This is a genomic window from Pseudonocardia sp. TMWB2A, assembly GCF_017312135.1.
Genome location: NZ_QKQY01000002.1, coordinates 72,156 through 95,643, shown reverse-complemented (window position 1 = coordinate 95,643; position 23,488 = coordinate 72,156). Strand labels below are relative to the sequence as shown.

Below are 23,488 nucleotides of genomic sequence, written 5' to 3'. Positions count from 1 at the left end.
CCCCGGTGTCCGCATGCTTGCCCCGCAGCGACGCGTGGAGCACGAGGGGGAACCGATGGGACCGTGGTCGACCAGGTGGGCCGGGGGCGCGCTCTGCGCGGTGGCGGCACTGGCACTCACCGCATCACCGGCGCTGGCGGAGGACGCACCCGTACCGGAGCCCCCCACGTTCACCAGCACGCTCACCGCGACCCTGACCCCGGACGCGGTCCGCGCCGACGACGGCGCACCGGTGCCCGGCCAGCAGGGTGCGAGCGGGACGTTCACCCTGCGCCTGAACAGCCAGCAGAACATCGTCTGTTACGACATCCGGATGACCGGGGTCACCCCGCCGTTCAGCAGCCCCGCGCGGACCGCCACGCACCTGCAGGAGGGGCAGCCGAACGAGTCCGGCAACCCGCGGATGGTCTTCCCGGACCCGCAGGGCCCGCCCGGCGGCCCGATGACCAGCAAGGGCTGCCTGCAGGGGCCGTTCACCACCGGCGTGATCGTCGGCGGCGTCGACACCGGCACCGGGTTCACGGTCACGGACCTGGAGGCCAACCCGGCCGCCTGGTTCGTCGACACCCACACCGAGCAGTACCGGACCGGCGCGGTGCGCGGGCAGCTGTCCAAGAGCGGCTGACGGCCTCAGCCGGCGCCCCGCGCGGGCGCCGGCGCGGCCGCGGGCGGGCACAGTGCGGCGATGCTCCGCAGCCGGCCCCGCAGCACCGCGTTCTGGTCGAGCTGGGCGACGAGCAGACCCAGCACGTCGGCCGCCGCCTCGACGACGTCGAGCTCGGCGGGCAGCGGGGACCGCCCCGGCCGCGACACCAGGAACAGCAGACCGCGTTCGCGGTCCGGCGCCCGCACCCGGACCGCGACGCCGTGTCCCGCGGAGCGGCCGTCGGGGAAGCCGGTCTCGGCCGGCACGAACAGCCGCGGCCCGGCCGCGTGCAGGACCGCCCGCACCTCCGGCGGCGGGGTACCGGCCGAGAGCCGCTCCACCAGCCACCGGTGCACCCCCGCGGTGCCGGCCAGCTGCCAGCGCCGGCCGTCGAGCAGGTACACCCCGGCGCACTCGGCGTCCAGGGTGCGGGCGAGCGGGCGCACCGCGTCGCGCACCACCGCCGCCGACGTCGCGTCGACCGCACCCGGCTCCGGCGGCGCCGGGTCCGGCTGCGGGAGGTCCGGGACCGCGACGCCCAGATAGCGCTCCAGCTGCTCGGCGGAGTAGCGCCGGTGACCGCCCGGCGTGCGGGACGGGACCAGCAGCGCCGCGCCCTCCGCGGCGAGCAGCGTCGTGCGGCTCACCCCCAGGATCCGGCAGGCCTCGCCGACCGAGAACCAACGACCCGTGTGCATGCGTCCCCCCGATCCCCCGGGAACCGTCCGGGAACGATTCGTCCGGTTCCCACCCGTGGTGTTACACCTCACAGACCGTGTCTGTCGACGACGACGCCCGGCGGAACCGTGCGGTTCCGGACGGTTCCGCACGGTTCGGGGAGGCCACGGTGGTGACGGATCTGGGCGGGCAGGTCGCGCTCGTCACCGGCGGTGCCCGCGGGCAGGGCCGGGAGCACTGCCTCGCCCTCGCCGCGGCCGGGGCGGTGGTCGGGGTGCTCGACGTGTGCCGGGACCTCGCCGTCCCCGCCTACCCGCTCGCCACCGAGGAGCAGCTGGCCGAGGTGGTCACCGCCGTCACCGACGCCGGCGGGCGGGCGCTGCCGCTGGTCGCCGACGTCCGCGACCCGGCGGCCGTCCGGGCGGCGGTCGCCGCGCTCGTCGGGGCCCACGGACGGCTCGACATCGTGGTCAACAACGCCGGCGTCGTCACCAGCGCCCCGTTCTGGGAGCTCACCGACGCCGAGTGGGACGTCGTCGTCGGGGTCAACCTCACCGGGACCTGGCAGGTCGCGCGGGCCGCCGCACCCCACGTCCGCCGGTCCGGGCGCGGCCGCATCGTCAACATCGCCTCGACCGGCGGGATGCGCGCCGTCCCCGAGTTCGCGCACTACGTGGCGGCCAAGCACGGCGTCGTCGGGCTGACCAGGGCGATGGCCATCGAGCTCGCCGGCTCCGGCGTCACGGTCAACGCGATCCTGCCCGGGGCGGTGGACTCCCCGATGCTCGCCGGGCTCGCCGACGAGCTCGGGCTGGCCCCGGACCAGGTGCACAAGCGCTGGCTGCACGACCAGCTCGTCGCCGAGGTGATCGCGCCCGGCGAGATCACCGGCGCACTGCTCTGGCTGCTGGGCACAGCGCCCGGCACGTCACCGGCCACTGCCTGGCCGTCGACGGGGGAGCACTGGCCCGCTGAACGGCACACGCACGACACGCACGCACGGTTCTCGACGAGGAGGAGCGATGGGACGGTTCGACGGCAAGGTGGTCCTGGTGACCGGAGGGGCCCGCGGGCAGGGCCGGTCGCACGCGCTGGCGTTCGCCCGGGAGGGCGCCGACATCGCGATCTGCGACATCGCCGACCAGCTGGACACGGTGCCCTACGCGATGAGCGCGCAGGCCGACCTCGACCGGACGGTCGAGCTGGTCGAGGAGCTGGACCGGCGCTGCGTCGCGGTCCGGGCCGACGTGCGCGACCGCGCGCAGGTGGAGCAGTTCGCCGAGCGGGCCCGCGCCGAGCTGGGCCGCATCGACGTGCTGCTCGCCAACGCCGGGATCTTCTCCTTCGGCACGGTCGCCGAGATGTCCGAGGACATGTGGCAGCAGATGATCGCGGTCAACCTCACCGGGGTCTACCACGCGTTCCGCGCGGTGCTCCCGACGATGATCGAGCAGGGGTACGGGCGGATCGTCGCGACGTCGTCGATGGCGGGCAAGGTCGGCATGGGCAACATCGCCCACTACGTCGCGGCCAAGTGGGGCGTGATCGGCCTGGTCAAGTCGACCGCCATCGAGGTCGGCGGCAACGGGATCACCGTCAACGCCGTCTGCCCGACCTCGGTCGACACCGACATGATCCAGAACGCGGCGGCCTACGAGCTGTTCCTGCCCGACACCCCGCACCCCACGCGCGACGACGCGGCCCCGGCGTTCCAGTCGATGAACACCGTGCCCGTGCCCTGGGTCGAGGTCTCCGACATCTCCAACACCATGCTCTTCCTCGCCTCCGACGACGCCCGGTACATCACCGGGGAGACCGTCGCCGTGGCCGCGGGGATGAACACCGGCAACGCGGCCTGAGGGGGACGCCATGACGGGACGACTGCAGGGGAAGGTCGCGCTGGTCTCCGGGGCGGCACGCGGCCAGGGCCGGTCGCACGCGGTACGCCTGGCCCAGGAGGGCGCCGACGTCATCGCGTTCGACCGCTGCCGCCCGCTGGACACGGTGCACTACGCCCTGTCCACCCGGGAGGACCTGGAGGAGACCGTGCGGCTGGTCGAGGAGTGCGACCGCCGCGTCGTCGCCCGGGAGGCCGACGTCCGCGACACCGCGGCGGTGCAGGCCGTCGTCGACGAGGGCGTGGCCGAGTTCGGCCGCCTCGACATCGTGTGCGGCAACGCCGGCATCGCCGGGTTCGCCGACAACACCTGGTCGCTCACCGACGACGAGTGGGACGAGATGATCGGGGTCAACCTCACCGGGGTCTGGAAGACCGTCCGCGCCGCCGTCCCGGCCATGATCGCCGCGGGCAACGGCGGCGCGATCGTGCTGACCAGCTCCACGGCCGGGGTGAAGGGGATGAGCCGCACCGGGCACTACGTCGCGGCCAAGCACGGCGTCGTCGGGCTCATGCGCAACCTCGCGACCGAGCTGGCGCCGCACTCGATCCGGGTCAACACCATCCACCCCACCGGCGTGAACACCCCCATGGTCACCAACGACTACATCGGCGGGATCATCGCCGCCGACCCGTCGTTCGGGGCGAACCTGCAGAACATGCTGCCGGTCGAGATGGTCGAGCCGGTCGACATCTCGAACGCGATCGTCTACCTCGCCTCCGACGAGGGGCGCTACGTGACCGGGACGATGCTGCCCGTCGACGCCGGGTTCCTGCAGAAGTGAGCGACCGCCGCGCCGCCGTCGCGCGGGCGGTCGTCGGCCGCCGCCGCGAGCTCGACCTCGTGCTCGCGGCGGTGACCGCGGGCCGCGACGTGATGCTGGAGGGGCCGCCCGGCGTCTCGAAGTCGACGATGCTCCGCGCGATCACCGCGCACTGGGGCGTGCCGTTCGTGCTCGTCGAGGGCAACGCCGAGCTGACCCCGGCCCGGCTGGTCGGCCACCACAACCCGGCCCGGGTGCTGCGCGAGGACTACAGCAGCGACAACTTCGTGGCCGGCCCGCTGGTCTCCGCCATGCAGGACGGCGGGTTCCTCTACATCGAGGAGCTCAACCGGGCCCCCGAGGACACCCTCAACGTGCTGCTCGCCGCGATGGCCGAGCGGGAGCTCACCGTGCCCCGGGTCGGCACCGTCACCGCCCGGCCGACGTTCCGGGTGCTGGCGTCGATGAACCCGTTCGACGACGTCGGCACCGCCCGCATCTCCGACTCGGTCTACGACCGCTGGTGCCGGCTGGTCGTCGGCTACCAGGACGAGACCGAGGAGGCGCAGATCGTGCGCGCCCGCACCGGCGTCGACGACGACGGGCTGGTCGCCGACGCCGTCGCGCTCACCCGGGCCACCCGCGGCCACCCCGACCTGCGGCGCGGGGCCAGCGTGCGCGGCGCCATCGACCTCACCGCGATCGCCGTCGAGCTGCGGGCGCTCGGCAGCCACGACGGCGACCACCCGCGCATCGTGCTCGACGCCGCGCTGCTGGCGCTGTCCGCGCGGATCGCCGTCGACGACGCGTTCGACGGCACCCCGGAGGAGGTGATCATCCGCATCTGGGAGGACCGTTTTTTCTCGCGGCCCGGCGTGCCGCGCCGGGACCGCACCGCATCGACGTCGACAACGCCGTCGAGCTGACCGCACCGGGGGAGCGGACGCCCCTGCGGCGCAGGCCCAAGCAGCTGACCGGGGCGCCGACCCTGTTCGGCGGCACCGGGGCTCCGGTGGTGGTCGAGCGGGCCGTCGACGACCGCGACGGCACCGTGACCGGGCCGGCCGGGGGACAGGGGGTGACGACCACGTCGCGCCGGTCCCGCCGCCGCGCCCTGGACGAGCTGCTGGAGGACCGCCCGGCCGACCCCGAGGTGGGCGCCATGGCGCGGCGCATCGCCCGGCGGCTGTCGCTGCGCAGACCCCGGGACGCGCGGGCGGAGCGGGGCCGCGGCAGCCCGGCGCCGGTGCCCTACCGGTACCGGTCCGACGACATCGACCTGGACCGCACGCTGGAGGTCCTCACCGAGCGCCCGGTCCCCGAGGACACCGACATCGTGGTGCGCGAGCGCACCGGCACCCCGCGTGACGTGGTGCTCGCCGTCGACGTGTCGGGGTCGATGCGCGGGGAGAAGGTCCGGATCGCCGCGGCGACGGTCGCGGCGCTGTCGGCGGACCTGGCCGGGGCGGGGGACCGGCTCGCCGTCGTCGCGTTCTGGTCCGACGCCGCGGTACTCGCCGCGCTCGGCGAGCCGGTGGACCCCGCCCGGCTGCTGGACCGGCTGCAGCGGATCCCGGCCCGCGGGCTCACCGACGTCGGGTTCGGGCTGTCGGTGGCGCACGCCGAGCTGGCCCGGTCACCGGCCCGGCGCCGGATCGCGCTGCTGCTCAGCGACGCGGTGCACAACGCGGGACCGGACCCGCGCACCGTCGCCCGGCGCTTCGGGGAGCTGCACGTGCTCCTGGAGGTCGACGGCGAGCACGACGAACCGCTGGGCCGCGACCTCGCGCGCCGCGGCCGGGGGCGCCTCGCCCGCGTCCGCACGCACCGCGACGTCGCCCCCGGGCTCGCGCGGCTGCTGCGCCGGTGACCCGGGCCGATGAGTCCGGCGCCGCGGCGCGGTCGGTAGGGGGACGGACCCTCGACCCACCGCGGGAGACACCATGACCGGAGCAGCCACCACCACGCCGTCGCCGACCTCGAGCGGGCACCTGCCGGTCGACGGGCTGGACCTGTACCACGAGGTGTACGGCGAGCTCGGGACGTCGCCACCGCTGCTCCTGCTGCCGGGCGCGTTCATGGCCGCCGGCTCGATGGCGGCGTGGGCGGCCGGGTTCGCCGAGCACCGCACCGTGGTCGTCGCCGACATGCAGGGCCAGGGCCGGACACCGGACGTGCCCCGTGCGCTGTCCTACGAGCAGTTCGCCGACGACGCCGCGGCGCTGCTCCGCGGCCTGGGCGTCGACCGGGCGGACGTGATGGGCTACTCGCAGGGCGGCGGCGTGGCGCTGCAGCTCGCGCTCCGGCATCCGGACCTCGTGGGCAAGCTCGTCGTGATGGCCGCGACGTTCCGCCGCGACGGCTGGTACCCCTCCGTGCACTCCGCGATCACGGGGATGGACGCGACGACGCTGGCCGGCTCGCCCGTCGAGACGGCGTTCCTGGAGCACACGCCGGACCCCGTCGCGTTCGCGGCCTGGGTGGAGAAGGTGAAGGTCCTCAACGCCGAGGACCAGGAGATCCCCGACGACCGGATGCGTGCGATCACGGCCCGGTCCAGGGTCATCGTCGGGGACGCCGACGGCGTGCGGCCCGAGCACGCGGTGGAGATGTTCCGCCTGCTCGGCGGCGGTGACGAACGGGCCGCGGCGACGGGGATGCTGCAGGAGGTCCCCCGGGCGCGCCTGGTGGTGCTGCCCGCGACCTCGCACATCGGGCTGGTGGGGGAGACGGCGACCCTCGTACCGGCGATCACCGCGTTCCTCGACGACGTCGTACCCGCGACGCCGGACCTGTTCTGACCGCTGACGACGAGGGCCCCACCGGATCGTCCGGCGGGGCCCTCGTCGTGGAACGGGTGGTGCTCAGTCCAGGTAGTCGCGCAGCACCTGGGACCGCGACGGGTGCCGCAGCTTCGACATCGTCTTCGACTCGATCTGGCGGATCCGCTCGCGGGTCACGCCGTAGACCTGGCCGATCTCGTCGAGGGTGCGCGGCTGGCCGTCGGTGAGACCGAAGCGCAGCCGGACGACGCCCGCCTCGCGCTCGGACAGCGTCGCCAGCACCGACTGCAGCTGGTCCTGCAGCAGGGTGAAGCTCACCGCGTCGACCGCGACGACGGCCTCGGAGTCCTCGATGAAGTCACCGAGCTGCGAGTCGCCCTCGTCGCCGATGGTCTGGTCCAGGGAGATGGGTTCCCGGGCGTACTGCTGGATCTCCAGCACCTTCTCCGGGGTGATGTCCATTTCCTTGGCGAGCTCCTCGGGAGTGGGCTCGCGCCCGAGATCCTGGAGCAGCTCACGCTGTATGCGGCCGAGCTTGTTGATGACCTCCACCATGTGCACCGGGATGCGGATGGTGCGGGCCTGGTCGGCCATCGCGCGGGTGATGGCCTGCCGGATCCACCACGTGGCGTAGGTCGAGAACTTGTAGCCCTTGGTGTAGTCGAACTTCTCGACCGCACGGATGAGGCCGAGGTTGCCCTCCTGGATCAGGTCCAGGAACGCCATGCCGCGGCCGGTGTAGCGCTTGGCCAGCGAGACCACGAGCCGGAGGTTCGCCTCGAGCAGGTGGTTCTTGGCGCGCTCGCCGTCCCGCACGATCCAGCGCAGGTCGCGCCGCAGCTGCGGGGACAGCTTCTCGTTGGACTCGAAGACCTTGCGGATGCGCTCGGCGCCGTAGAGGCCGGCCTCGATGCGCTTCGCGAGCTCGACCTCCTCCTCGGCGTTGAGGAGCGCGACCTTGCCGATCTGCTTCAGGTACGCGCGGACCGAGTCGGCCGAGGCGGTGAGCTCGGCGTCCTTGCGCGCCTGGCGCAGGGCCTCGGACTCCTCCTCGTCCCAGACGAAGTCCGCCGACTTCTGCTGCGACGCCCGGGTGGTCGGTGCCACCCGGTTCTTGCCGGTGTTGGTCTCGTCGTCGGAGTCGTCGTCATCGTCGTCGTCGGACGACTCGTCGGCGTTCTCCTCCTTCGCGGCCTCGGCGAGGTCGGCCTCGATGTCCGAGGCGTCGATCTCGCCGTCCTCGAGGACGACCTCGTCGCCGTCGGCGTCCGGCTCGTCGCCGTCGGCCTTCTTGGTGGAGGCCTTCTTCGGAGCGGCCTTGCGCGGGCCGGTCTTCGGCGCGGCCTTGGTCGCCGTGCCACCCGCCGCGGCGGGCTTGCGGGTGCGCGCGGCCGGCTTCTTGGCGGTGCCGGTCGTCGCCGACGCGGTGCTCGTGGTGCCGGAAGTACGGCGGCTGCGGGATGCGGTACCCGACGTCGGTTCGACGGTCGAGTCGCTGCGTGCTGCGGAGTCTGCGGCTGCCACCTGGGCCCTCTCGCTACGTGCGCTGGAGTCGTTACGCGGCCCGGTCGCGGCGCGCTCGTCGGGGGAGACGAGGCCACGACGGCCGGGATGTCCTGTCCTGCCACCGCCTCGGTCGCCGGCGTCGATGGTGGTCGCCGCGCGTCCCGGAGACGGGGTACGCGTTCCATTGTAACTGCGTACCGGCCGGGGGGACGCACCTCACGCCGCCCCGCGCGTCCGGGTGGCTCCGCACGTGGTCGGATGGGGTGGTGAGCCCGCACGAGAGCAGCGATCCCGCCACCCTGCGCGCCGTCGCCGAGCAGGTCGCGGCCGAGGCCGCGGAGCACCTGCGCGGCCTGCCCGCACCGCACGACGACGGCGTCACGACGAAGTCCTCGCCGACCGACGTCGTCACCGCCTCCGACGCCTCGGTGGAGCGCTTCGTCCGGGACCGGCTCGCGCAGCTGCGCCCCGGCGAGCCGGTGTACGGGGAGGAGGGTGCGGGCGACGCCGCCGCCGCGCGCTGGGTGGTCGACCCGATCGACGGCACCGTGAACTACCTCTACGGGCTGCCCTGGTACGGGATCTCGATCGCCGCCGTCCTCGACGGGGAGGGCGTCGCCGGTGCGGTGTCCGAGCCCGCCTCCGGGCGGCTCTGGTCGGCCGGGCGCGGTCTCGGCGCGACCCTCGACGGGCGCCCGCTGCGCGCCGCGGCGACCACCGAGCTGGGCCAGTCCCTGGTGGGCACCGGGTTCGCCTACCGCGCCGAGCGGCGCGCCCGCCAGGCCCGGATGGTCGCGGCGATGCTCCCCGAGGTCCGCGACGTGCGCCGGGCCGGCGCGGCGTCGCTGGACCTGTGCGCGGTCGCGGCCGGCTGGCTCGACGGCTACCTCGAGCACGGCTGCAACTGGTGGGACTGGGCGGCCGGCGCGCTGATCGCGACCGAGGCCGGTGCCGTCGTGCACGTCGCGGGCAGCCCCGGCGTCCGCGGTCCCGTCGACGGCGACGCCCTCGGCGCCGACGTCACCCTCGCCGCCGCGCCCGGGGTCGCCGCCGCGCTGGCCGCGCTGGCCCGCCGCAGCGGCGCCGACACCGTCTGAGCCGTCCGGACGGCCCCGGCTCAGCAGGTCGCGGCGCGGGCCTGGGCCAGCAGGCCCGGGTCCGCCCGCGGACCGCCCTCGGTCCCCGGCGCGGACAGCTGGTCCAGCACGTCGCGGGCCGCGCGGCCCGGTGCGACGTCGGTGAACGCCGACCCGACGACGACGTCGACCACCGCGCCCTGCCGGTCGTCGCGGATCAGCTCGACGCACGGCAGCGCGAGCGCCAGCGTCGACGCGGACGCCGCACCGTCCGGTCCGAACCGCAGCTGCCCGATGCAGTCCAGGTCCCCGTCGGGGAACACGGTGTCGTTGCCCGGCGTACCGGCCTCGCCGAACTGCAGGTCCTTCAGCTCGGCCGACACGAGGTTGGCCTGGCCGCGCTGCCCGCCGGCGTTGCGGACCTGGAACCGGACGTCGTCCGGCGCGGTCGGGGCGGCCGACTCCAGCTCCGTGCGGTCGACCTTCGAGCCGGCCAGGGTCCCCGACGACGGCGCCGGGCAGTTCGTCGACGCCGAGCCGTCGGAGGCGGTGCCCAGCACGACCGCCCACGTGGCCACGGCCAGCACGGCCAGCAGCGCGGTGGTGACCAGGATGGGGCGGGTCCGGCGCCGCTCGTAGGGGCGGTCGCCGCGGGTACGGGTGGAAAGCATCAGAACGACCCTCCGTCCAGGACGTGGTGCCCCAGCGCGACGAGCGGGCCGACCGACCCGTCGAGGCCCTCGGCCATCTCCTCGGGCACCGACCCGGCCCGGACCCGGGCCAGGATCCCGGCGAGCACGACGGCCAGCTTGAACGCGCCGAACCCGACGTACCAGGGCAGCGGACCGGCGTCGAGGCCGGTGCGCGCGGTGTAGCCCTCGACGAGCTCGCGCCGCGTCGGGAAGCCGGGCAGGCCGGTCGGGCTCGGCAGCGGCTGGGCCGCGGACCAGACGGCGTCGTCGCCGTCCTGCTTCCAGTAGACGAGCAGCAGCCCGAGGTCGGCCAGCGGGTCGCCGAGGGTGGACATCTCCCAGTCCAGCACCGCGCGGATGCGGCCGGGGTCCTCGGCGTCGAACACGCAGTTGTCGAGCCGGTAGTCACCGTGCACGACGGTGTGCCGCTGCGCGGCGGGGACGTCGGCGGCCAGCCGCTCGGACAGCCGGGTGAGCTCGGCCTCCTCGTCGGCGTCGACGGGGACCGGGTCGTCGCCGTCGCGGGCGGTGGCCCACTGCTTGCCCCAGCGCCGGATCTGGCGCTCCATGAAGCCGTCCGGACGGCCGAAGTCACCCAGCCCCGCCGCGGCCGGGTCGACGGCGTGCAGCGCGGCGAGGACGTCCACGAGTGCGTCGCCCGCGGCGCGGCGCTCCGCCTCGGTGGACGCCCAGCCCTCCGGCAGGTCGTCGAGCGGCACGACGCCGTCGACGAGCTCCATCACGAAGCAGGGGGCGCCGAGCACGTCGCCGTCGTCGGCGGCCAGCACCGCGGGGACGGGCACGGCGCTCGGCCCGAGCGCGGAGATCACGCGCTGCTCGCGGCCCATGTCGTGGGCGGTCGCGGCGACCTCGCCGACCGGCGGACGACGCAGCACGACCGCGCCGGCGGGGGAGGAGACCCGGTAGGTCAGGTTGGACCGCCCGGCGCCGATCGAGGTGAGCTGCGCCTCGCGCCACCGTTCGTCGCCGAGGGCCGTGGACAGCCACGCGCCGACGGTGGCGGGGTCGGCACCGGGCGTGGGCGTGCGGGCGCTCGTCGTCACACCGGGCGACACTAGTGCGCCCGGCGGCGGTGGCGCCCGGGCGACACCCGGCATGATCGGGGGACTCGCTGCGACGCCCGGCGGACGCTGGGCTACCCTCCCCGCCGCCGGTGACGGACCGGCCGCGACAGGACACACGACGGACGAGCCACCCGGGTCACCGGGCCCGGTGAGACCGGCGTCACTCCCGGAGCCGGGCACAAACCCGGTCCCCGCGACGTTCCTCAGCGGCACGCGACGACCAACCGATGCGAAGTACCGCTGCTCGAGGGCCGAATCGAGCAGCACGGACGTAAGGCAAGGGTGAGACCTGATGGCGACCGACTACGACGCCCCACGTCGCAATGAGGCCGACGAGATGGCCGAGGACTCGCTCGACGAGCTCAAGCAGCGCCGCAACGAGGCGCAGTCCGCGGTCGTCGACGTCGAGGAGACCGACACCGCGGAGAGCTACGAGCTCCCGGGCGCGGACCTGTCGGGCGAGGAACTGACGGTGAACGTCCTGCCGAAGCAGGCGGACGAGTTCACCTGTGCGAGCTGCTTCCTGGTGCACCACCGGAGCCGGCTCGCCAGCACCTCGGGCGGACAGTTCCTCTGCCGCGACTGTGCGGCCTGACAGGGCCCGCACGACGGGAGGACCACGACGGGCCCCGGCGGAGTTCCGCCGGGGCCCGTCGTACATCCCGGGTCAGCTCTGCTGGGGGTGCGGCGCCTGCGCGGCGATCGCCGCCCGCAGCGCGTCGGGACGGCGTGTGCTGAGCACCCAGTAGGGCTCGTCACGGCCGGTCGCCTGGACCCGCACCAGCGGCCCCACCCACGCCCGGTGCAGCACGTAGGCCTGCGGGTCGAGGTCGGGGCCCATCGCCTGCTGCTTGTCGGCGCGCGCGACGGTGTCGGTGACCCCGGCCGCGGACAGCGGCAGCTCCCGGCCGTTCGAGATCAGCACGCCGCCGCGGACCGTGGTGCGGCTGCGGCCCATCCACCACAGGACGCCGACGCACAGCGGCACCATCGTCAGGTAGCCCAGCCACGCCCGCAGGCCGGGGTAGCCCATGTGGATCTGCGCGCCCATCAGGACACCGAGCCCGACGGCGAGCAGGTACCACCACACCGGGACGGACAACCGCTCGTCGAACGCAGCAGGGCCAGCCGTCGCAGAGTCGGTCTCCGGAACCCGTTCGCTCACGGGGCCCAGGGTAGCGTCGCCCGCCGTGCCCGGTTCCGTGCCCGCTCCCCCGGACCAGCCGCCGGCAGCAGCGTCCGTCGACGTCCTGCTGACGCGGCTCGACCCCGACGTCCCCCACCCCGCGTACGCGCGGCCCGGGGACGCCGGGGCCGACCTCGTGACGACCACCGACGTGGTCCTCCAGCCCGGGCGCCGGGCGCTCGTCGGGACCGGGGTGGCGATCGCGCTGCCCGAGGGCTACGCCGGGTTCGTGCACCCGCGGTCCGGCCTCGCGGCCCGCTGCGGGCTGTCGATCGTCAACGCACCCGGCACCGTGGACGCCGGGTACCGCGGCGAGATCAAGGTGTGCCTGGTCAACACCGACCCGGACACGCCGGTGGAGCTTCACCGGGGGGACCGCATCGCGCAGCTGGTGGTGCAGCGGGTCGAGACGGCCCGGTTCGTGGAGGTCACCGCGCTGCCCGCGTCGGTACGCGGCGCCGCCGGTCACGGCTCGACCGGCGGGAACGCCGCGCTCGTCGCCGGGGGAGGGGACCAGTAGATGCCGGGACGCGCACGCGGTCGGATGTTCGACATCCGTCCCGAGGACGGGGTCGAGGACACCGGGACGGGTGCCTATCCGGGCTATCCCGGCTACGGCGACTCCGACATCGACGACTTCGACGACTACGCCGACCACTACGCCGAGCAGGACGCCCGTCGCGGGGCGCCGCCGGTGAACGGCGCGGCCCCGCGCAACGGCTCCGGACCCGGTGCGCCGAACGGCAGGCCGCCCGCGCCGGGGCGCAACGGCTCCGTGCCCGCCGCCGGCCCCCGCCCGGTACCGGCGAACGGCCGCCCGGCCGGCCCGCGGACCGCTGCCGTCCCCGCCCCCGACGGCCCCGCCGCGGCGACGACGGCGGTGCGCGCGGTCGGCCGCGACACCACCGGCCGTCCCCCGGCCACCGGCGCCTCCGGGCGCCTGCCCGCCCCCGCCCCCGCCGCGCACGACGACCGGGTCGCCCCGGACGGCCGCTGGGACGAGGAGGAGCCGCCGCTGCTGTCGCACCGGGTCGAGGACGACGAGCTCGCCTACGCCCGCGACCGCACCCCGCAGGGCTTCGACGGCGGTGACCCCGACGACCCGTCCTGGGGCCGGCGCCCGTCCGCGCCGCCCTCCGACGACCTCGACTACGACGACGACGTCGACGACGAGGACGAGTACGACGAGGACGAGTACGACGAGGACGAGTACGACGAGGACGAGTACGGCGTCGGCGACGCCCCGCTCTCGGTCCCGCCGCCCGGCAGCGGCGGCCGCCCGCTGGGCCCGGCCGACGTCGAGGAGCTCGACCCGTCGATGACCGACGCGCTCGCCCGCGTCGACCTCGGTGCCCTGCAGGTCCCGGTGCCCTACGGCGCCGAGCTGAAGCTGGAGCCCGCGGGTGCCGAGCGCCCCCAGGCCGTGCACCTGCTGCTCGCCGAGGGCCGGATCGCGGTGAGCGCGCTCGCCGCGCCGCGGTCGTCCGGTCTGTGGGCGGACCTGTCCGCGGAGATCGAGCAGTCCCTGCGCAAGGGCGGCGCCCGGGTGCGCAACGCCCGCGGCGACTGGGGCCGCGAGCTCCACGCCCGCACCGAGAACGCCGCCTCGGTGTTCGTCGGCTGCGACGGCCCGCGCTGGATGGTCTACGGCGTGGCGACGGCGTCGCTGGAGACCGTCGAGGCCCTCGACGTGGAGCTCCGCCGCGTGCTGCGGGGGATCATCGTCGTCCGCGGGAAGTCGCCGTACCCGCCGCGGACGGTCCTGCCGCTGGAGCTGCCCGAGCACCTGCGCGAGCAGCAGCCCGAGGTCGCGCCCCAGAAGCCCAGCATCACCGTCTCCGTCCCGGCCCCCACCGGCGCGACGGGGTCGACCCCGGTGCCGTCGGGCACCACCGGCGCGACCCCGGTGCCATCCGGCCCGGCGACCGGCGCCCGCCCGGTGCCGGCCGCCGCCTCCGCGGAACCGGCGACGCCGGTCGAGCCCGCCCGGCCGGCACGTCCGCGCCGCACCGCGCCCGCCGCCGCCTCCGCGGCCCCGGCCACGCAGCCCCCCGCGGGGCCGGTGGGGCCCCGCCCGTCGGTCGAGGACGCCGACCCGCGCACCCGCGCGCTGCCGCAGGTCCGCCGCCCCGCCGCGGCGGCCCCGGCAGAGGTGCCCGCGGAGCGCACGGAGCTCACCCCCGCCGTCCGCGCCGACGAGTCGCCCGCCGAGCGCACCGCGCTGACCGGCGGCCCGCTGGTCACCCCCGGGTCCGAGGCGCGGCCCGGCCGCCGTCGCGGACGTCCGGTCCGGCCCGACCGGACCGGCGCGAACCGGCTCGGCGGCGCCCCGGCCGGTGCCACACCGGCCGGGGGCATCCCCGGCAGCGCGACCCCGACCGGCGCGATCCCGACCGCGGGTGGCGTCGCGCCCGCGGCCGGCCCGGTCCGGCCCGGGACCGACACCGGCGCGCGCCCGCTGCCGGGCCGCGAGTCGATCCACGCCCCGGCGCCGCTGCACGCGCCGGACCCGGCGCCGTCCGCGGCCGCCCCGGTCCGGGCCCCCGAGCCCGAGCCGGTGGAGCCCCCGGCCCGCCGGGACCCGGCGGTGACCGCGCTGTCGGTCGCCGACCTGCTCGCGGGCGCCGAGGACGACCGGTCCGCGACCCCGCTCACCGGTTTCGGCCGGGGCGCGGCGGCCGGCGACATCCTGGACACCGGCACCCCCGTCCCGGCCTCCGCCCTCGACGACGCCGCCTCCCTGTCCGGTACCGCGCTGTCCGGCGCCTCCCTGTCCGGCACCGCCCTCGACGGCCGTACGGCTCTCGATCCCGGCACGGCTCCCGGTGGCGGCCCGGCCCTCGGCGGCGGCACCGGCATCGGGGCCGGTACCGGCCCCGTGGACGGTGACGCCGCGGACGGGCGCGAGACGCTCGGCAGTGCGACCACCGCCGGCGGTGTCGCGGGCGGGACCGCACCGGGCACCGGTGGGGCGGGCCGCCGCTCCCGGCGCGACCGCGCCGCCGACGCCACCCGCGTCGATGCCGCGGACCTGCTCGCCGGGCGCACCCGGGACACCCCGGCCGCCACGCCCGGACCGGCGGCGCAGCCCACCGGGGCCATCGAGGACATCCCGCTGTCGGACGTGCCGCTGATGGAGGCCACGCTCGACCGGCTCCCGGCCCCGCCGGAGCCCGCCGCACCCGCGCCCACCCGTCGTCGGCGGGGCGCCCGCCCCACCGCGGACGCGCCCGGCCACACGGCACCCGCCGACCCCACCCCGGACGACGACGGCTGGCTGTCCGCCGAGATCGCCGCCAGCCGCCGCTCCGGCCGGCACGGCGCGGGGGCGGGCACCTCGGTGGCCGACCTGCTCGCCGCCGTCGCCCTCGACGCCCCCGCGGGCGGTGGACGCCGCCGCGAACCCGACGCCGCCCCCGCCTCCGGGAGCGGCACCGCGGGTCCCGCGCCCGCCGGTTCCGCGCCCGCCGGTTCCGCGCTCGCCGGTTCCGCGCCGCTCGGCGCGGACGCCGACGAGGGCCGGGGGACCGGTGCCGGACACCGCGCCGACCCGGCGCCCGCATCGCCCGGCCCTGCATCGCCCGGCCCCGCGGCGCCGAACCCCGCGTCGGCCAACCCCGCACTGCCGGGCCCCGCAGCGCCGGGCCCGTCCGGCCGGGGAGCGGACGACCCGGCGGAACCGGGCCGGTCGGAACCGGGCCGGGCCGAGCCGGGCACGAACGGCCGGGCCGCGCCGGGCCCGGGCGGGGACGACCTGTTCCGGGCCGCGGGCGACGCGGGCCGCCCCTGGCACGGAGGCGGCCCCACCTCGGCCGACGAGGCACGCAGCGCCCTGCAGGACCTGCTCCGCAGCGCGTCGGCCGACCGCGGACCCGACGCCGACGGTCCGGGTGCCGACCGCACCAACGGGCACGGCGGCGTCACCGGCCTGGCCGACTACCGGGCCAGCCGGGCGGCCGCCGGACGGGCCGCGGCCCGCGCCGCCGAGGACCCCGCGGACGCGGACCCGGCCCGCACCGGCACCGCGGACGACGACACCGACGACGTCCCCGGCGCACTCGACGCCGGCCGCGCCGCGGGCGGGTCCGGGCTCACCGGCCAGTGGTCGTCCGGTCGGCGCGCGGGCGGCACCGGTCCCCGCGACCTCGGACGGCACCGCCGGGACTGAGCGGGAGCGCGGTGGGCGCGGGTGTCCGGTACGCCCGGCCCGCGCCCGCCCGCCGACCACCGGGCGCGGCCCGGGAACCGGTCGGCGGGGCGGCGACCGGGAGGTCAGGGCCGCCACGGGCACAAACCGGAGCGTCCGCGCGTTACGCTCTCGGCGCCACCACGACACCCTGTCGGGTCGCCACGCGAGTGCGGGTCACCGGAGGGTCCGGTGACCCCGGGCCGGTACCGGATGCGGGCCGAGGAGAGACATGGGCAGCACGGATGGCGGAGCGTTCCGCCGGATGCTCCGCAAACTCACCAGCGACGTCGACGAGCTCGACGCGCGCGATCTCGCCGAGGACGTCGAGGAGACCGGGGCACGCCCGGCCCGCGACTGCGCCTGCGGCGAGGAGGTCACGATGCTCGGCCGGATCCGCAGCGTCGACCTCTGTCCGCAGAGCGCCGACGCCACGCTGAAGGCCGAGCTGTTCGACGGCACCGACGGCGTCACCCTGGTCTGGATGGGCCGGCGCAGCATCCCCGGTATCGAGGCCGGGCGCACCATGCGGGTCCGTGGCCGGATCTCGGTCCGCGACGGTCGCAAGGTGCTCTACAACCCGTACTACGAGATCTGCCAGGCGCAGTGACCCGCGGGACCCTCGCGGCCTGCTCCTGAGCCGACGGATCGGACCGGCTTGAACGACCACCACCACGACGCCCCGACCACCCGGATCCCGCGAGTCCCCGACGTGGACCCGCAGGACCGGACCGCGCCCCTCGGCCGGCCGGTGACGGCACCGGCGCACGCCGCCGGGCCCGAACCGGACCGGTCCGGGCCCGCGGCGCCACCGGCCACGGACGCGGGCGGCGAGGCTCCGACCCCCACCCTGCTCGAGCAGATGGGCGGGGTCACCGGGATCGTCGCCTCGACCATCCCGGTCGTGGTGTTCGTCGTCGCCAACATCCTCGGCGACCTGCGGACCGCGCTGTACGCCGCGATCGGGGCCGGGGTGCTGGTGCTGGTCTGGCGCCTGGTCCGGCGCGACCCGGTGATGCCGGCGATCTCCGGCCTGCTCGGCGTCGGGGTGTGCGCGCTCGTGGCCAGCCGGACCGGCGAGGCCCGCGGCTTCTACCTGCCCGGTCTGCTCTACAGCGGCGCCCTCGGGATCGTCGCGCTGGTCTCGATCATCGCCCGCTGGCCGCTGGCCGGGGTGATCTGGCACGGCATCAACGGCCACGGCACCGAGTGGCGCCGGGACCCCCACCTGGTCCGCGCCTACGGCTGGGCCACCGCGGTGTGGGCGACGACCTTCCTCGCGAAGGTCCTCGTGCAGGGCGGGCTGTACCTGGCCGACTCCGAGACCTGGCTGGGCGTCGCGCGGCTCGCGATGGGCTACCCGCTCACCGGGGTCGCGATCCTGGCCACGATCCTCATCGTGCGCCGCGCCGAGCGCGCCCGCACCGCGACCGCCTGACCCGCACCGGCGCGCGGGACACCCGCGCGCCGGTCCCGGGCGGGGTCACATGAGGGCGGCGCGGATGTCCTCCTCGACCGCCGTCGTCGCCACGAACAGCAGCTCGTCGCCGCCCTCCAGGGCGTCGTCGGGCTGGGGCACGATCACCCGGCCGCCGCGCAGGATCGTCACCAGCGCCGAGTCCGTCGGCAGCTCCAGCACCCGCACCGGCCGCCCGGCCAGCGGCGTGTCCTCGGGCAGCGTCACCTCGACGAGGTTCGCCTGCCCCTGGCGCAGCGTCAGCAGCCGCACCAGGTCACCCACGGCGACGGCCTCCTCGACCAGCGCCGCCAGCAGCCGCGGCGTCGACACCGCGACGTCGACGCCCCAGTTCTCCCCGAACAGCCACTCGTTGCGCGGGTCGTTCACCCGGGCCACCACCCGGCGGACCCCGAACTCGGTCTTCGCCAGCAGCGAGACCACCAGGTTGACCTTGTCGTCGCCGGTCGCGGCGATCACGACGTCGCAGCCCTCGATGCCGGCGTCCTCCAGCGAGGACAGCTCGCAGGCGTCGGCGTGCACCCACTCGGCCTCGGGGACGGAGTTGGGGTCGATGTGGTTCAGCTCGCGCTCGATCAGCATGACCCGGTGGTCGGACTCGACCAGCTCCAGCGCGATGGACCGCCCGACGGCGCCCGCCCCCGCGATCGCGACCCGCATCAGTCCTCCTCGGGCGGCGCCGCGGCGGCCGCCGTCACGTCGCTGACCGTGCCCGAGACCGCCGCCACGTAGACGGTGTCCTCGTGCTGCACGGTGGTGTCCTTGGTCGGCAGCACCCCGGTGCCGAACCGCACGATGAACGCGACCCGCGAGCTCGTCGCCCGCTCCAGGTCGCGGATCGGGCGTCCCACCCAGTCCTCGTGCAGCGGCAGCGGCAGGACGGCCACGGTGCCGGTGGGCTCGCGCCAGGCGGTGGCGACGCCGTCGGGCAGCAGCATGCGCAGCAGCCGGTCGGTCGTCCACGGGACGGTCGCGACCGTCGGGATGCCCAGACGCTCGTACACCGCGGCGCGCTTGGCGTCGTAGATCCGGGCGACGACCTTGCCGACGCCGTAGCTCTCGCGCGCCACCCGGGCGGCGATGATGTTGGAGTTGTCCCCGGAGGAGACGGCGGCGAACGCGTCGGCGGACTCCAGCCCGGCCTCGTCGAGGACGCTGCGGTGGAAGCCGAAACCGACGACCTGGCGCCCGCGGAAGTCCGGGCCGAGCCTGCGGAAGGCCTGCGGGTCGCGGTCGATCACCGCGACCTCGTGGCCGAGCCGCTCCAGGCCCGAGGCCAGGGACGCGCCGACGCGGCCACATCCCATGATCACGACGTGCATGGCGTCAGGGGTCCTTCCGCCGGGTGGGGAGCCCGGGATGTACGATTCGTTCCTTCTGTACGGACGGCGACGGGGACGCCGACGACGCGGAGTGAACGCTATCGCGAAGCGCAACGGAGCGGGGGCATAGGCTGCGCCCCGTGTCCAAGCTCGCCGTCGCTCTCAAGCGGCTCGTGGTCGGACGACCGCAGCGCAGCGACCGCCTGACCAGCACCCTGCTCCCGAAGCGGATCGCCCTCCCCGTGTTCGCCTCCGACGCCATGTCGTCGGTCGCCTACGCCCCCGAGGAGATCTTCCTGACCCTGTCGGTCGCCGGGGTCGCCTCCTACGCGATGTCGCCGTGGATCGGTCTCGCCGTCGTCGTCGTCCTGCTGACGGTCGTCGCCAGCTACCGGCAGAACGTCCACGCCTATCCCTCCGGCGGGGGTGACTACGAGGTCGCGACGGTGAACCTCGGCAAGAACGCCGGGCTGACCGTCGCCAGCGCCCTGCTGGTCGACTACACCCTCACGGTCGCCGTCTCGATCTCCGCGGCCGCGGCGAACATCGGTGCGCTGGTGCCGTTCGTCGCCGAGCACAAGGTGCTGTTCGCGGTGTCGGCCATCGCCGTGCTCACCGCGATCAACCTGCGCGGCATCCGCGAGTCCGGCACCGCCTTCGCGATCCCGGTGTACGCCTTCGTCATCGGCGTCGCGACGATGATCATCTGGGGTCTGACCCGGGTGCTGATCCTCGGCGACTCCGTCCGGGCGGAGAGCGCGGACCTGCACCTGGTCGCCGAGGGCGACGCGTTCACCGGCCTGGCGCTCGTGCTGCTCGTGCTGCGCAGCTTCACCCAGGGCGCGGCCGCGCTGACCGGCGTCGAGGCCATCTCCAACGGCGTGCCCGCCTTCCGCAAGCCCAAGTCGAAGAACGCGGCGTCGACGCTGCTGCTGCTCGGCGCGATGTCGGTGTCGCTGTTCATGGGGCTGATCGCCCTGGCCCAGCTCACCCACGTCCAGATCGCCGAGGACCCGGCGCGCCAGTTCCCCGACGCCCCGCCCGGCTACGAGCAGCACACCATGATCGCCCAGCTCGCCGACGCCGTGTTCGACAACTTCCCGCCGGGCTACTTCTTCGTCATCGTCATGACGGCGCTGATCCTCGTCCTCGCCGCGAACACCGCGTTCAACGGCTTCCCGGTGCTCGGCTCGATCCTGTCCCAGGACCGCTACCTGCCCCGTCAGCTGCACACCCGCGGCGACCGGCTCGCGTTCTCCAACGGCATCGTCGCGCTCGCGCTGTTCGCGATCCTGCTGGTCGTCGGCTTCCAGGCCGAGGTCACCCGGCTCATCCCGCTCTACACCGTCGGCGTGTTCGTGTCGTTCACGCTGTCCCAGGCCGGGATGGTCCGGCACTGGAACCGGGAGCTCGCGCTGGACCCCTCGGCGTCCGAACGCCGCCGGATGCGCCGCGCGCAGTCGATCAACGGGTTCGGCGCCTGCATGACCGGCGTCGTGCTGATCACGGTGCTGATCACCAAGTTCACCCTCGGCGCCTGGATCGCGATCGTCGCGATGGCCGGGTTCTTCGTGCTCATGCGGCTGATCCAGCTGCACTACGACCGGGTCGCGGCCGCACTCGTCGCCGACGAGTCCGACGACGTGCTGCCCTCGCGCAACCACGCCGTCGTCCTGGTCTCGACGCTGCACAAGCCGACCCTCCGGGCGCTGGCCTACGCCCGAGCGACCCGCCCGGACATCCTCGAGGCCGTCACGGTCAACGTCGACGACTCCGACACCAAGAAGCTCGTCGAGCAGTGGCACAAGCGGAACCTGCCGGTCCCGCTGAAAGTCGTCGAGTCGCCCTACCGGGAGATCACCCGGCCCGTGCTGGACTACGTCAAGCGCATCCGCAGCGACTCCCCGCGCAACGTCGTCACCGTCTACATCCCGGAGTACGTCGTCGGGCACTGGTGGGAGCAGGTGCTGCACAACCAGAGCGCGCTGCGGCTCAAGTCGAGGCTGCTGTTCCAGCCGGGGGTGATGGTGACCAGCGTGCCGTGGCAGCTGCCGTCGTCGTCGCGCACGCGGGCGCTGTCGCCGCTGCAGGCGCCGGGGGCGTCCCGCCGCGGCTACCCGGGCATGGAGCAGCTGCCCGGCGAACGCCGCGACGGCGCGGGCGTCGGGACGGGTGGCGGCACCCCGTCCGCACCCCGGGTGACGAAGAAGGAGAACCGGTGAACGCCGACACGGCGACCGACTGGACCGACCGCATGCTGGAGCTGCGGGTCGGCCCCGTCGCGCACGGCGGCCACTGCGTGGCCCGCGACGGGGACGGTGGCCGGGTCGTGTTCGTCCGGCACGCACTGCCCGGTGAGCTGGTCCGCGCGGTGGTCACCGACGACCCGGGCGGGGCGTTCTGCCGCGCCGACGCCGTCGCCGTGCTGGAGGCGTCCCCGGACCGGGTCGAGCCCGCCTGCCCGTGGGCCGGGCCCGGTGGCTGCGGCGGCTGTGACTTCCAGCACACCGACCACGCCACCCAGCGCGCCCTGAAGACGACCGTCCTGCGCGAGCAGCTGGAGCGTCTCGGCGCCGGCGCCGCGGTCGTCGCCACCGCCGACCTCGCCGCCGTCGAGGTCGAGGAGCTCCCCGGCGGTCCGCTCGGCTGGCGCACCCGGGTGCGGCTGGCCGTCGACGACGACGGCGTCCCCGGCCTGCGCGCCCACCGCAGCCACGACGTGTGCGAGATCGGCGACTGCCCGCTCGTCCCGGCCGGCGCGCTACCGCCGGTGCTGGAGCGCCGCTTCCGGCCCGACTCCGAGCTCGACGTCACCGTCGTCGGCGACGGCGCCGCCCGGGTCGGCTCCGGCGCGACCGTGCACGCCGCGGACCGCACCTGGGAGCTGTCGGCCGGCACGTTCTGGCAGGTCCACCCGGCGCTGCCGGACACCCTCGCGTCCGTCGTGCGCGACTGGGCCGACGCCCCCACCGGTGGCGTCGCCTGGGACCTCTACGGCGGCGTCGGGCTGCTCGGCTCGGTCCTCGCCGACCAGGTGGGGGAGTCGGGGACGGTGCTGGTCGTCGAGTCCGCCACGTCCGCGGTCGCCGACGGCGCCTCCGCGCTCGCCGATCTGCCGCAGGTCCAGTTCGTCCGCGGCCGCGCCGAGCGCGAGATCAGCCGGCTCGGCCCCGACCCCGACGTCGTGGTCACCGACCCGCCGCGCGCCGGGCTCGGGAAGGCCGCGGTGCGCGACCTCGCCGCCCGCGCCCCGCAGCGGATCGTGCACATCGCCTGCGACCCGGCCGCGCTGGCCCGCGACCTGTCCCTGTTCGCCGCCGCCGGGTACCGCACCGCCGCGCTGCGGGCGTTCGACGCGTTCCCGATGACCCACCACATGGAGGCGGCCGCCCTGCTGGAGCGGATCCCGGGGTGACCACCGTCGTCCAGCTCTCGGACCTGCACCTCGGCCGCCCGGACACCGACGGCCGGGCCGCCCGCGCCGTCGCGGGGGTCCGGGCGCTGGACCCGGCGCCGGACGTCGTGCTCGTCACCGGCGACCTCGCCGACGACGGCGCCCCCGAGGCCTACGCCTCCGCCGCACGGCTGCTCGACGGCCTCGGCGCGCTGCACGTGCCCGGCAACCACGACGACCGCGCCGTGATGGCCGACGCCGTCGGCCCGGTGGGCGACCGGCTGCACCGCACCGGCGGGACCACCGTCGCGCTGCTCGACACCCTGGTCCCCGGGGCACCGCACGGTGCGCTGTCCGACGCCGCGGTCGCCCTGCTCACCGAGGCCGTCCGGGACCCCGCGCCGCTGCTGGTCGCCCTGCACCACCCGCCGGTCGCGGTCGGGCACCCGGTCCTCGACGGGATGCGGCTGCTCGAGGCCGGTGTGTTCGAGGCCCTGCTCGCCGCGCGCCGCGACCCGACGCTGGTGGTGTGCGGGCACGTCCACACCCCACTGGCGACGACGGTCGCCGGGCACCCGCTCGTCGTCGCGCCGTCGGTGGCGCCCGCCCTGCGCTGGCCGGACGTGCCCGGGACCGGGGGGAGCGACCCCGTCCCGGCACCGGGCGGGGTGCTGCACGTGCTCGGGGACGGGCCGCCGCGCAGCCGGTTCCTGAGCTGGCCGGTGTGAGGCGGGTCGGCTGCCGCGGGTTGCCCGGAACCCGCTAGGATCGGTTCACAACAGAATGCACTGAATTG

21 protein-coding genes and 2 pseudogenes are annotated in these 23,488 nt (G+C 75.6%); 16 read left to right on the top strand and 7 right to left on the bottom strand.

Features of this window, described 5'->3' with window-relative positions:
* Window positions 1-55 precede the first annotated feature (55 nt).
* The gene (locus DMP17_RS14770; RefSeq protein WP_226356445.1) at window positions 56-625 is read left to right on the top strand and encodes a CHRD domain-containing protein; all 570 of its coding nucleotides are present in this window, start codon (window positions 56-58) and stop codon (window positions 623-625) included.
* A gap of 5 nt (window positions 626-630) precedes the next feature.
* On the opposite strand, the gene DMP17_RS14765 is transcribed toward DMP17_RS14770, so the two are convergent.
* A complete protein-coding gene (locus DMP17_RS14765; RefSeq protein WP_337829827.1) occupies window positions 631-1,344 on the bottom strand; it encodes a helix-turn-helix domain-containing protein in 714 nt (237 codons plus the stop codon).
* A 77-nt stretch (window positions 1,345-1,421) separates the two neighbouring features.
* Here DMP17_RS14765 and DMP17_RS46410 point away from each other — a divergent pair.
* The 6 genes and pseudogenes from DMP17_RS46410 to DMP17_RS14735 form a co-directional block, all read left to right on the top strand.
* Window positions 1,422-2,177, top strand: a pseudogene (locus DMP17_RS46410) (SDR family NAD(P)-dependent oxidoreductase); the annotation flags it as partial.
* Between the two features lie 169 nt (window positions 2,178-2,346).
* Complete coding sequence (locus DMP17_RS14755) at window positions 2,347-3,183, top strand: mycofactocin-coupled SDR family oxidoreductase (RefSeq protein WP_226365522.1); 837 nt, start codon at window positions 2,347-2,349, stop codon at window positions 3,181-3,183.
* Window positions 3,184-3,193: 10 nt separating this feature from the next.
* Window positions 3,194-4,006 (top strand): mycofactocin-coupled SDR family oxidoreductase, encoded by an 813-nt coding sequence (locus tag DMP17_RS14750; RefSeq protein WP_226365521.1) that lies wholly within the window; start codon window positions 3,194-3,196, stop codon window positions 4,004-4,006.
* Complete coding sequence (locus tag DMP17_RS14745; RefSeq protein WP_337829825.1) at window positions 4,003-4,911, top strand: AAA family ATPase; 909 nt, start codon at window positions 4,003-4,005, stop codon at window positions 4,909-4,911. Before DMP17_RS14750 ends, DMP17_RS14745 begins: the two co-directional genes overlap by 4 nt.
* Window positions 4,912-4,997: 86 nt before the next feature.
* Entirely contained in the window at window positions 4,998-5,855 is an 858-nt protein-coding gene (locus DMP17_RS14740; protein WP_337829824.1) for a vWA domain-containing protein, read from the top strand.
* Between the two features lie 73 nt (window positions 5,856-5,928).
* A complete protein-coding gene (locus DMP17_RS14735) occupies window positions 5,929-6,786 on the top strand; it encodes an alpha/beta fold hydrolase (RefSeq protein ID WP_337829823.1) in 858 nt (285 codons plus the stop codon).
* 63 nt (window positions 6,787-6,849) lie between these two features.
* On the opposite strand, the pseudogene DMP17_RS14730 reads toward DMP17_RS14735, so the two are convergent.
* Window positions 6,850-8,310, bottom strand: a pseudogene (locus DMP17_RS14730) (RNA polymerase sigma factor); the annotation flags it as partial.
* Between the two features lie 230 nt (window positions 8,311-8,540).
* Between DMP17_RS14730 and DMP17_RS14725 the strand changes: the two are divergent.
* A complete protein-coding gene (locus DMP17_RS14725) occupies window positions 8,541-9,371 on the top strand; it encodes an inositol monophosphatase family protein (protein WP_226356454.1) in 831 nt (276 codons plus the stop codon).
* Between the two features lie 20 nt (window positions 9,372-9,391).
* Here the strand turns inward: DMP17_RS14725 and cei are convergent, their stop codons facing one another.
* Both cei and DMP17_RS14715 read right to left on the bottom strand, forming a co-directional pair.
* The gene (gene cei / locus DMP17_RS14720; protein ID WP_226356455.1) at window positions 9,392-10,021 is read right to left on the bottom strand and encodes an envelope integrity protein Cei; all 630 of its coding nucleotides are present in this window, start codon (window positions 10,019-10,021) and stop codon (window positions 9,392-9,394) included.
* Window positions 10,021-11,106 (bottom strand): phosphotransferase family protein, encoded by a 1,086-nt coding sequence (locus tag DMP17_RS14715; RefSeq protein WP_226356456.1) that lies wholly within the window; start codon window positions 11,104-11,106, stop codon window positions 10,021-10,023. Before DMP17_RS14715 ends, cei begins: the two co-directional genes overlap by 1 nt.
* A gap of 313 nt (window positions 11,107-11,419) precedes the next feature.
* On the opposite strand from DMP17_RS14715, the gene DMP17_RS14710 reads away from it, so the two are divergent.
* The gene (locus tag DMP17_RS14710; protein ID WP_010223990.1) at window positions 11,420-11,722 is read left to right on the top strand and encodes a DUF4193 domain-containing protein; all 303 of its coding nucleotides are present in this window, start codon (window positions 11,420-11,422) and stop codon (window positions 11,720-11,722) included.
* A 72-nt stretch (window positions 11,723-11,794) separates the two neighbouring features.
* On the opposite strand, the gene DMP17_RS14705 is transcribed toward DMP17_RS14710, so the two are convergent.
* Window positions 11,795-12,292, bottom strand: coding sequence for a DUF3093 domain-containing protein (locus tag DMP17_RS14705; protein ID WP_226356457.1), 498 nt, complete (start codon window positions 12,290-12,292; stop codon window positions 11,795-11,797).
* 25 nt (window positions 12,293-12,317) lie between these two features.
* Between DMP17_RS14705 and dut the strand changes: the two genes are divergently transcribed.
* The 4 genes from dut to DMP17_RS14685 all read left to right on the top strand — a co-directional run bounded on the left by dut (window position 12,318) and on the right by DMP17_RS14685 (window position 17,937).
* Window positions 12,318-12,833, top strand: coding sequence for a dUTP diphosphatase (gene dut, locus DMP17_RS14700; protein WP_226356458.1), 516 nt, complete (start codon window positions 12,318-12,320; stop codon window positions 12,831-12,833).
* A complete protein-coding gene (locus DMP17_RS14695) occupies window positions 12,834-16,481 on the top strand; it encodes a DUF3710 domain-containing protein (protein ID WP_337829822.1) in 3,648 nt (1,215 codons plus the stop codon).
* A 250-nt stretch (window positions 16,482-16,731) separates the two neighbouring features.
* Entirely contained in the window at window positions 16,732-17,109 is a 378-nt protein-coding gene (locus DMP17_RS14690; RefSeq protein ID WP_020622832.1) for an OB-fold nucleic acid binding domain-containing protein, read from the top strand.
* 48 nt (window positions 17,110-17,157) lie between these two features.
* On the top strand, window positions 17,158-17,937 hold the full coding sequence (locus tag DMP17_RS14685) for a DUF3159 domain-containing protein (RefSeq protein ID WP_226365516.1): 780 nt from the start codon (window positions 17,158-17,160) through the stop codon (window positions 17,935-17,937).
* Between the two features lie 45 nt (window positions 17,938-17,982).
* On the opposite strand, the gene DMP17_RS14680 is transcribed toward DMP17_RS14685, so the two are convergent.
* A complete protein-coding gene (locus DMP17_RS14680; protein WP_226356461.1) occupies window positions 17,983-18,636 on the bottom strand; it encodes a potassium channel family protein in 654 nt (217 codons plus the stop codon).
* Window positions 18,636-19,298, bottom strand: a complete 663-nt coding sequence (locus DMP17_RS14675) for a potassium channel family protein (protein WP_226356462.1) — start codon at window positions 19,296-19,298, stop codon at window positions 18,636-18,638. The genes DMP17_RS14680 and DMP17_RS14675 overlap by 1 nt, the downstream gene beginning before the upstream one ends.
* Window positions 19,299-19,438: 140 nt before the next feature.
* On the opposite strand from DMP17_RS14675, the gene DMP17_RS14670 reads away from it, so the two are divergent.
* The 3 genes from DMP17_RS14670 to DMP17_RS14660 are packed head-to-tail and all read left to right on the top strand — an operon-like array spanning window position 19,439 to window position 23,420.
* Window positions 19,439-21,520 carry an APC family permease gene (locus tag DMP17_RS14670; protein ID WP_226356463.1) on the top strand — a complete coding sequence of 694 codons (2,082 nt, stop codon included), beginning with the start codon at window positions 19,439-19,441 and terminating at the stop codon, window positions 21,518-21,520.
* 32 nt (window positions 21,521-21,552) lie between these two features.
* Window positions 21,553-22,713, top strand: coding sequence for a class I SAM-dependent RNA methyltransferase (locus DMP17_RS14665; protein WP_337832688.1), 1,161 nt, complete (start codon window positions 21,553-21,555; stop codon window positions 22,711-22,713).
* Window positions 22,710-23,420: a metallophosphoesterase gene (locus tag DMP17_RS14660; protein WP_337829821.1), complete on the top strand. Its 711-nt coding sequence runs from the start codon at window positions 22,710-22,712 to the stop codon at window positions 23,418-23,420. Before DMP17_RS14665 ends, DMP17_RS14660 begins: the two co-directional genes overlap by 4 nt.
* The last annotated feature ends 68 nt before the right edge of the window (window positions 23,421-23,488 follow it).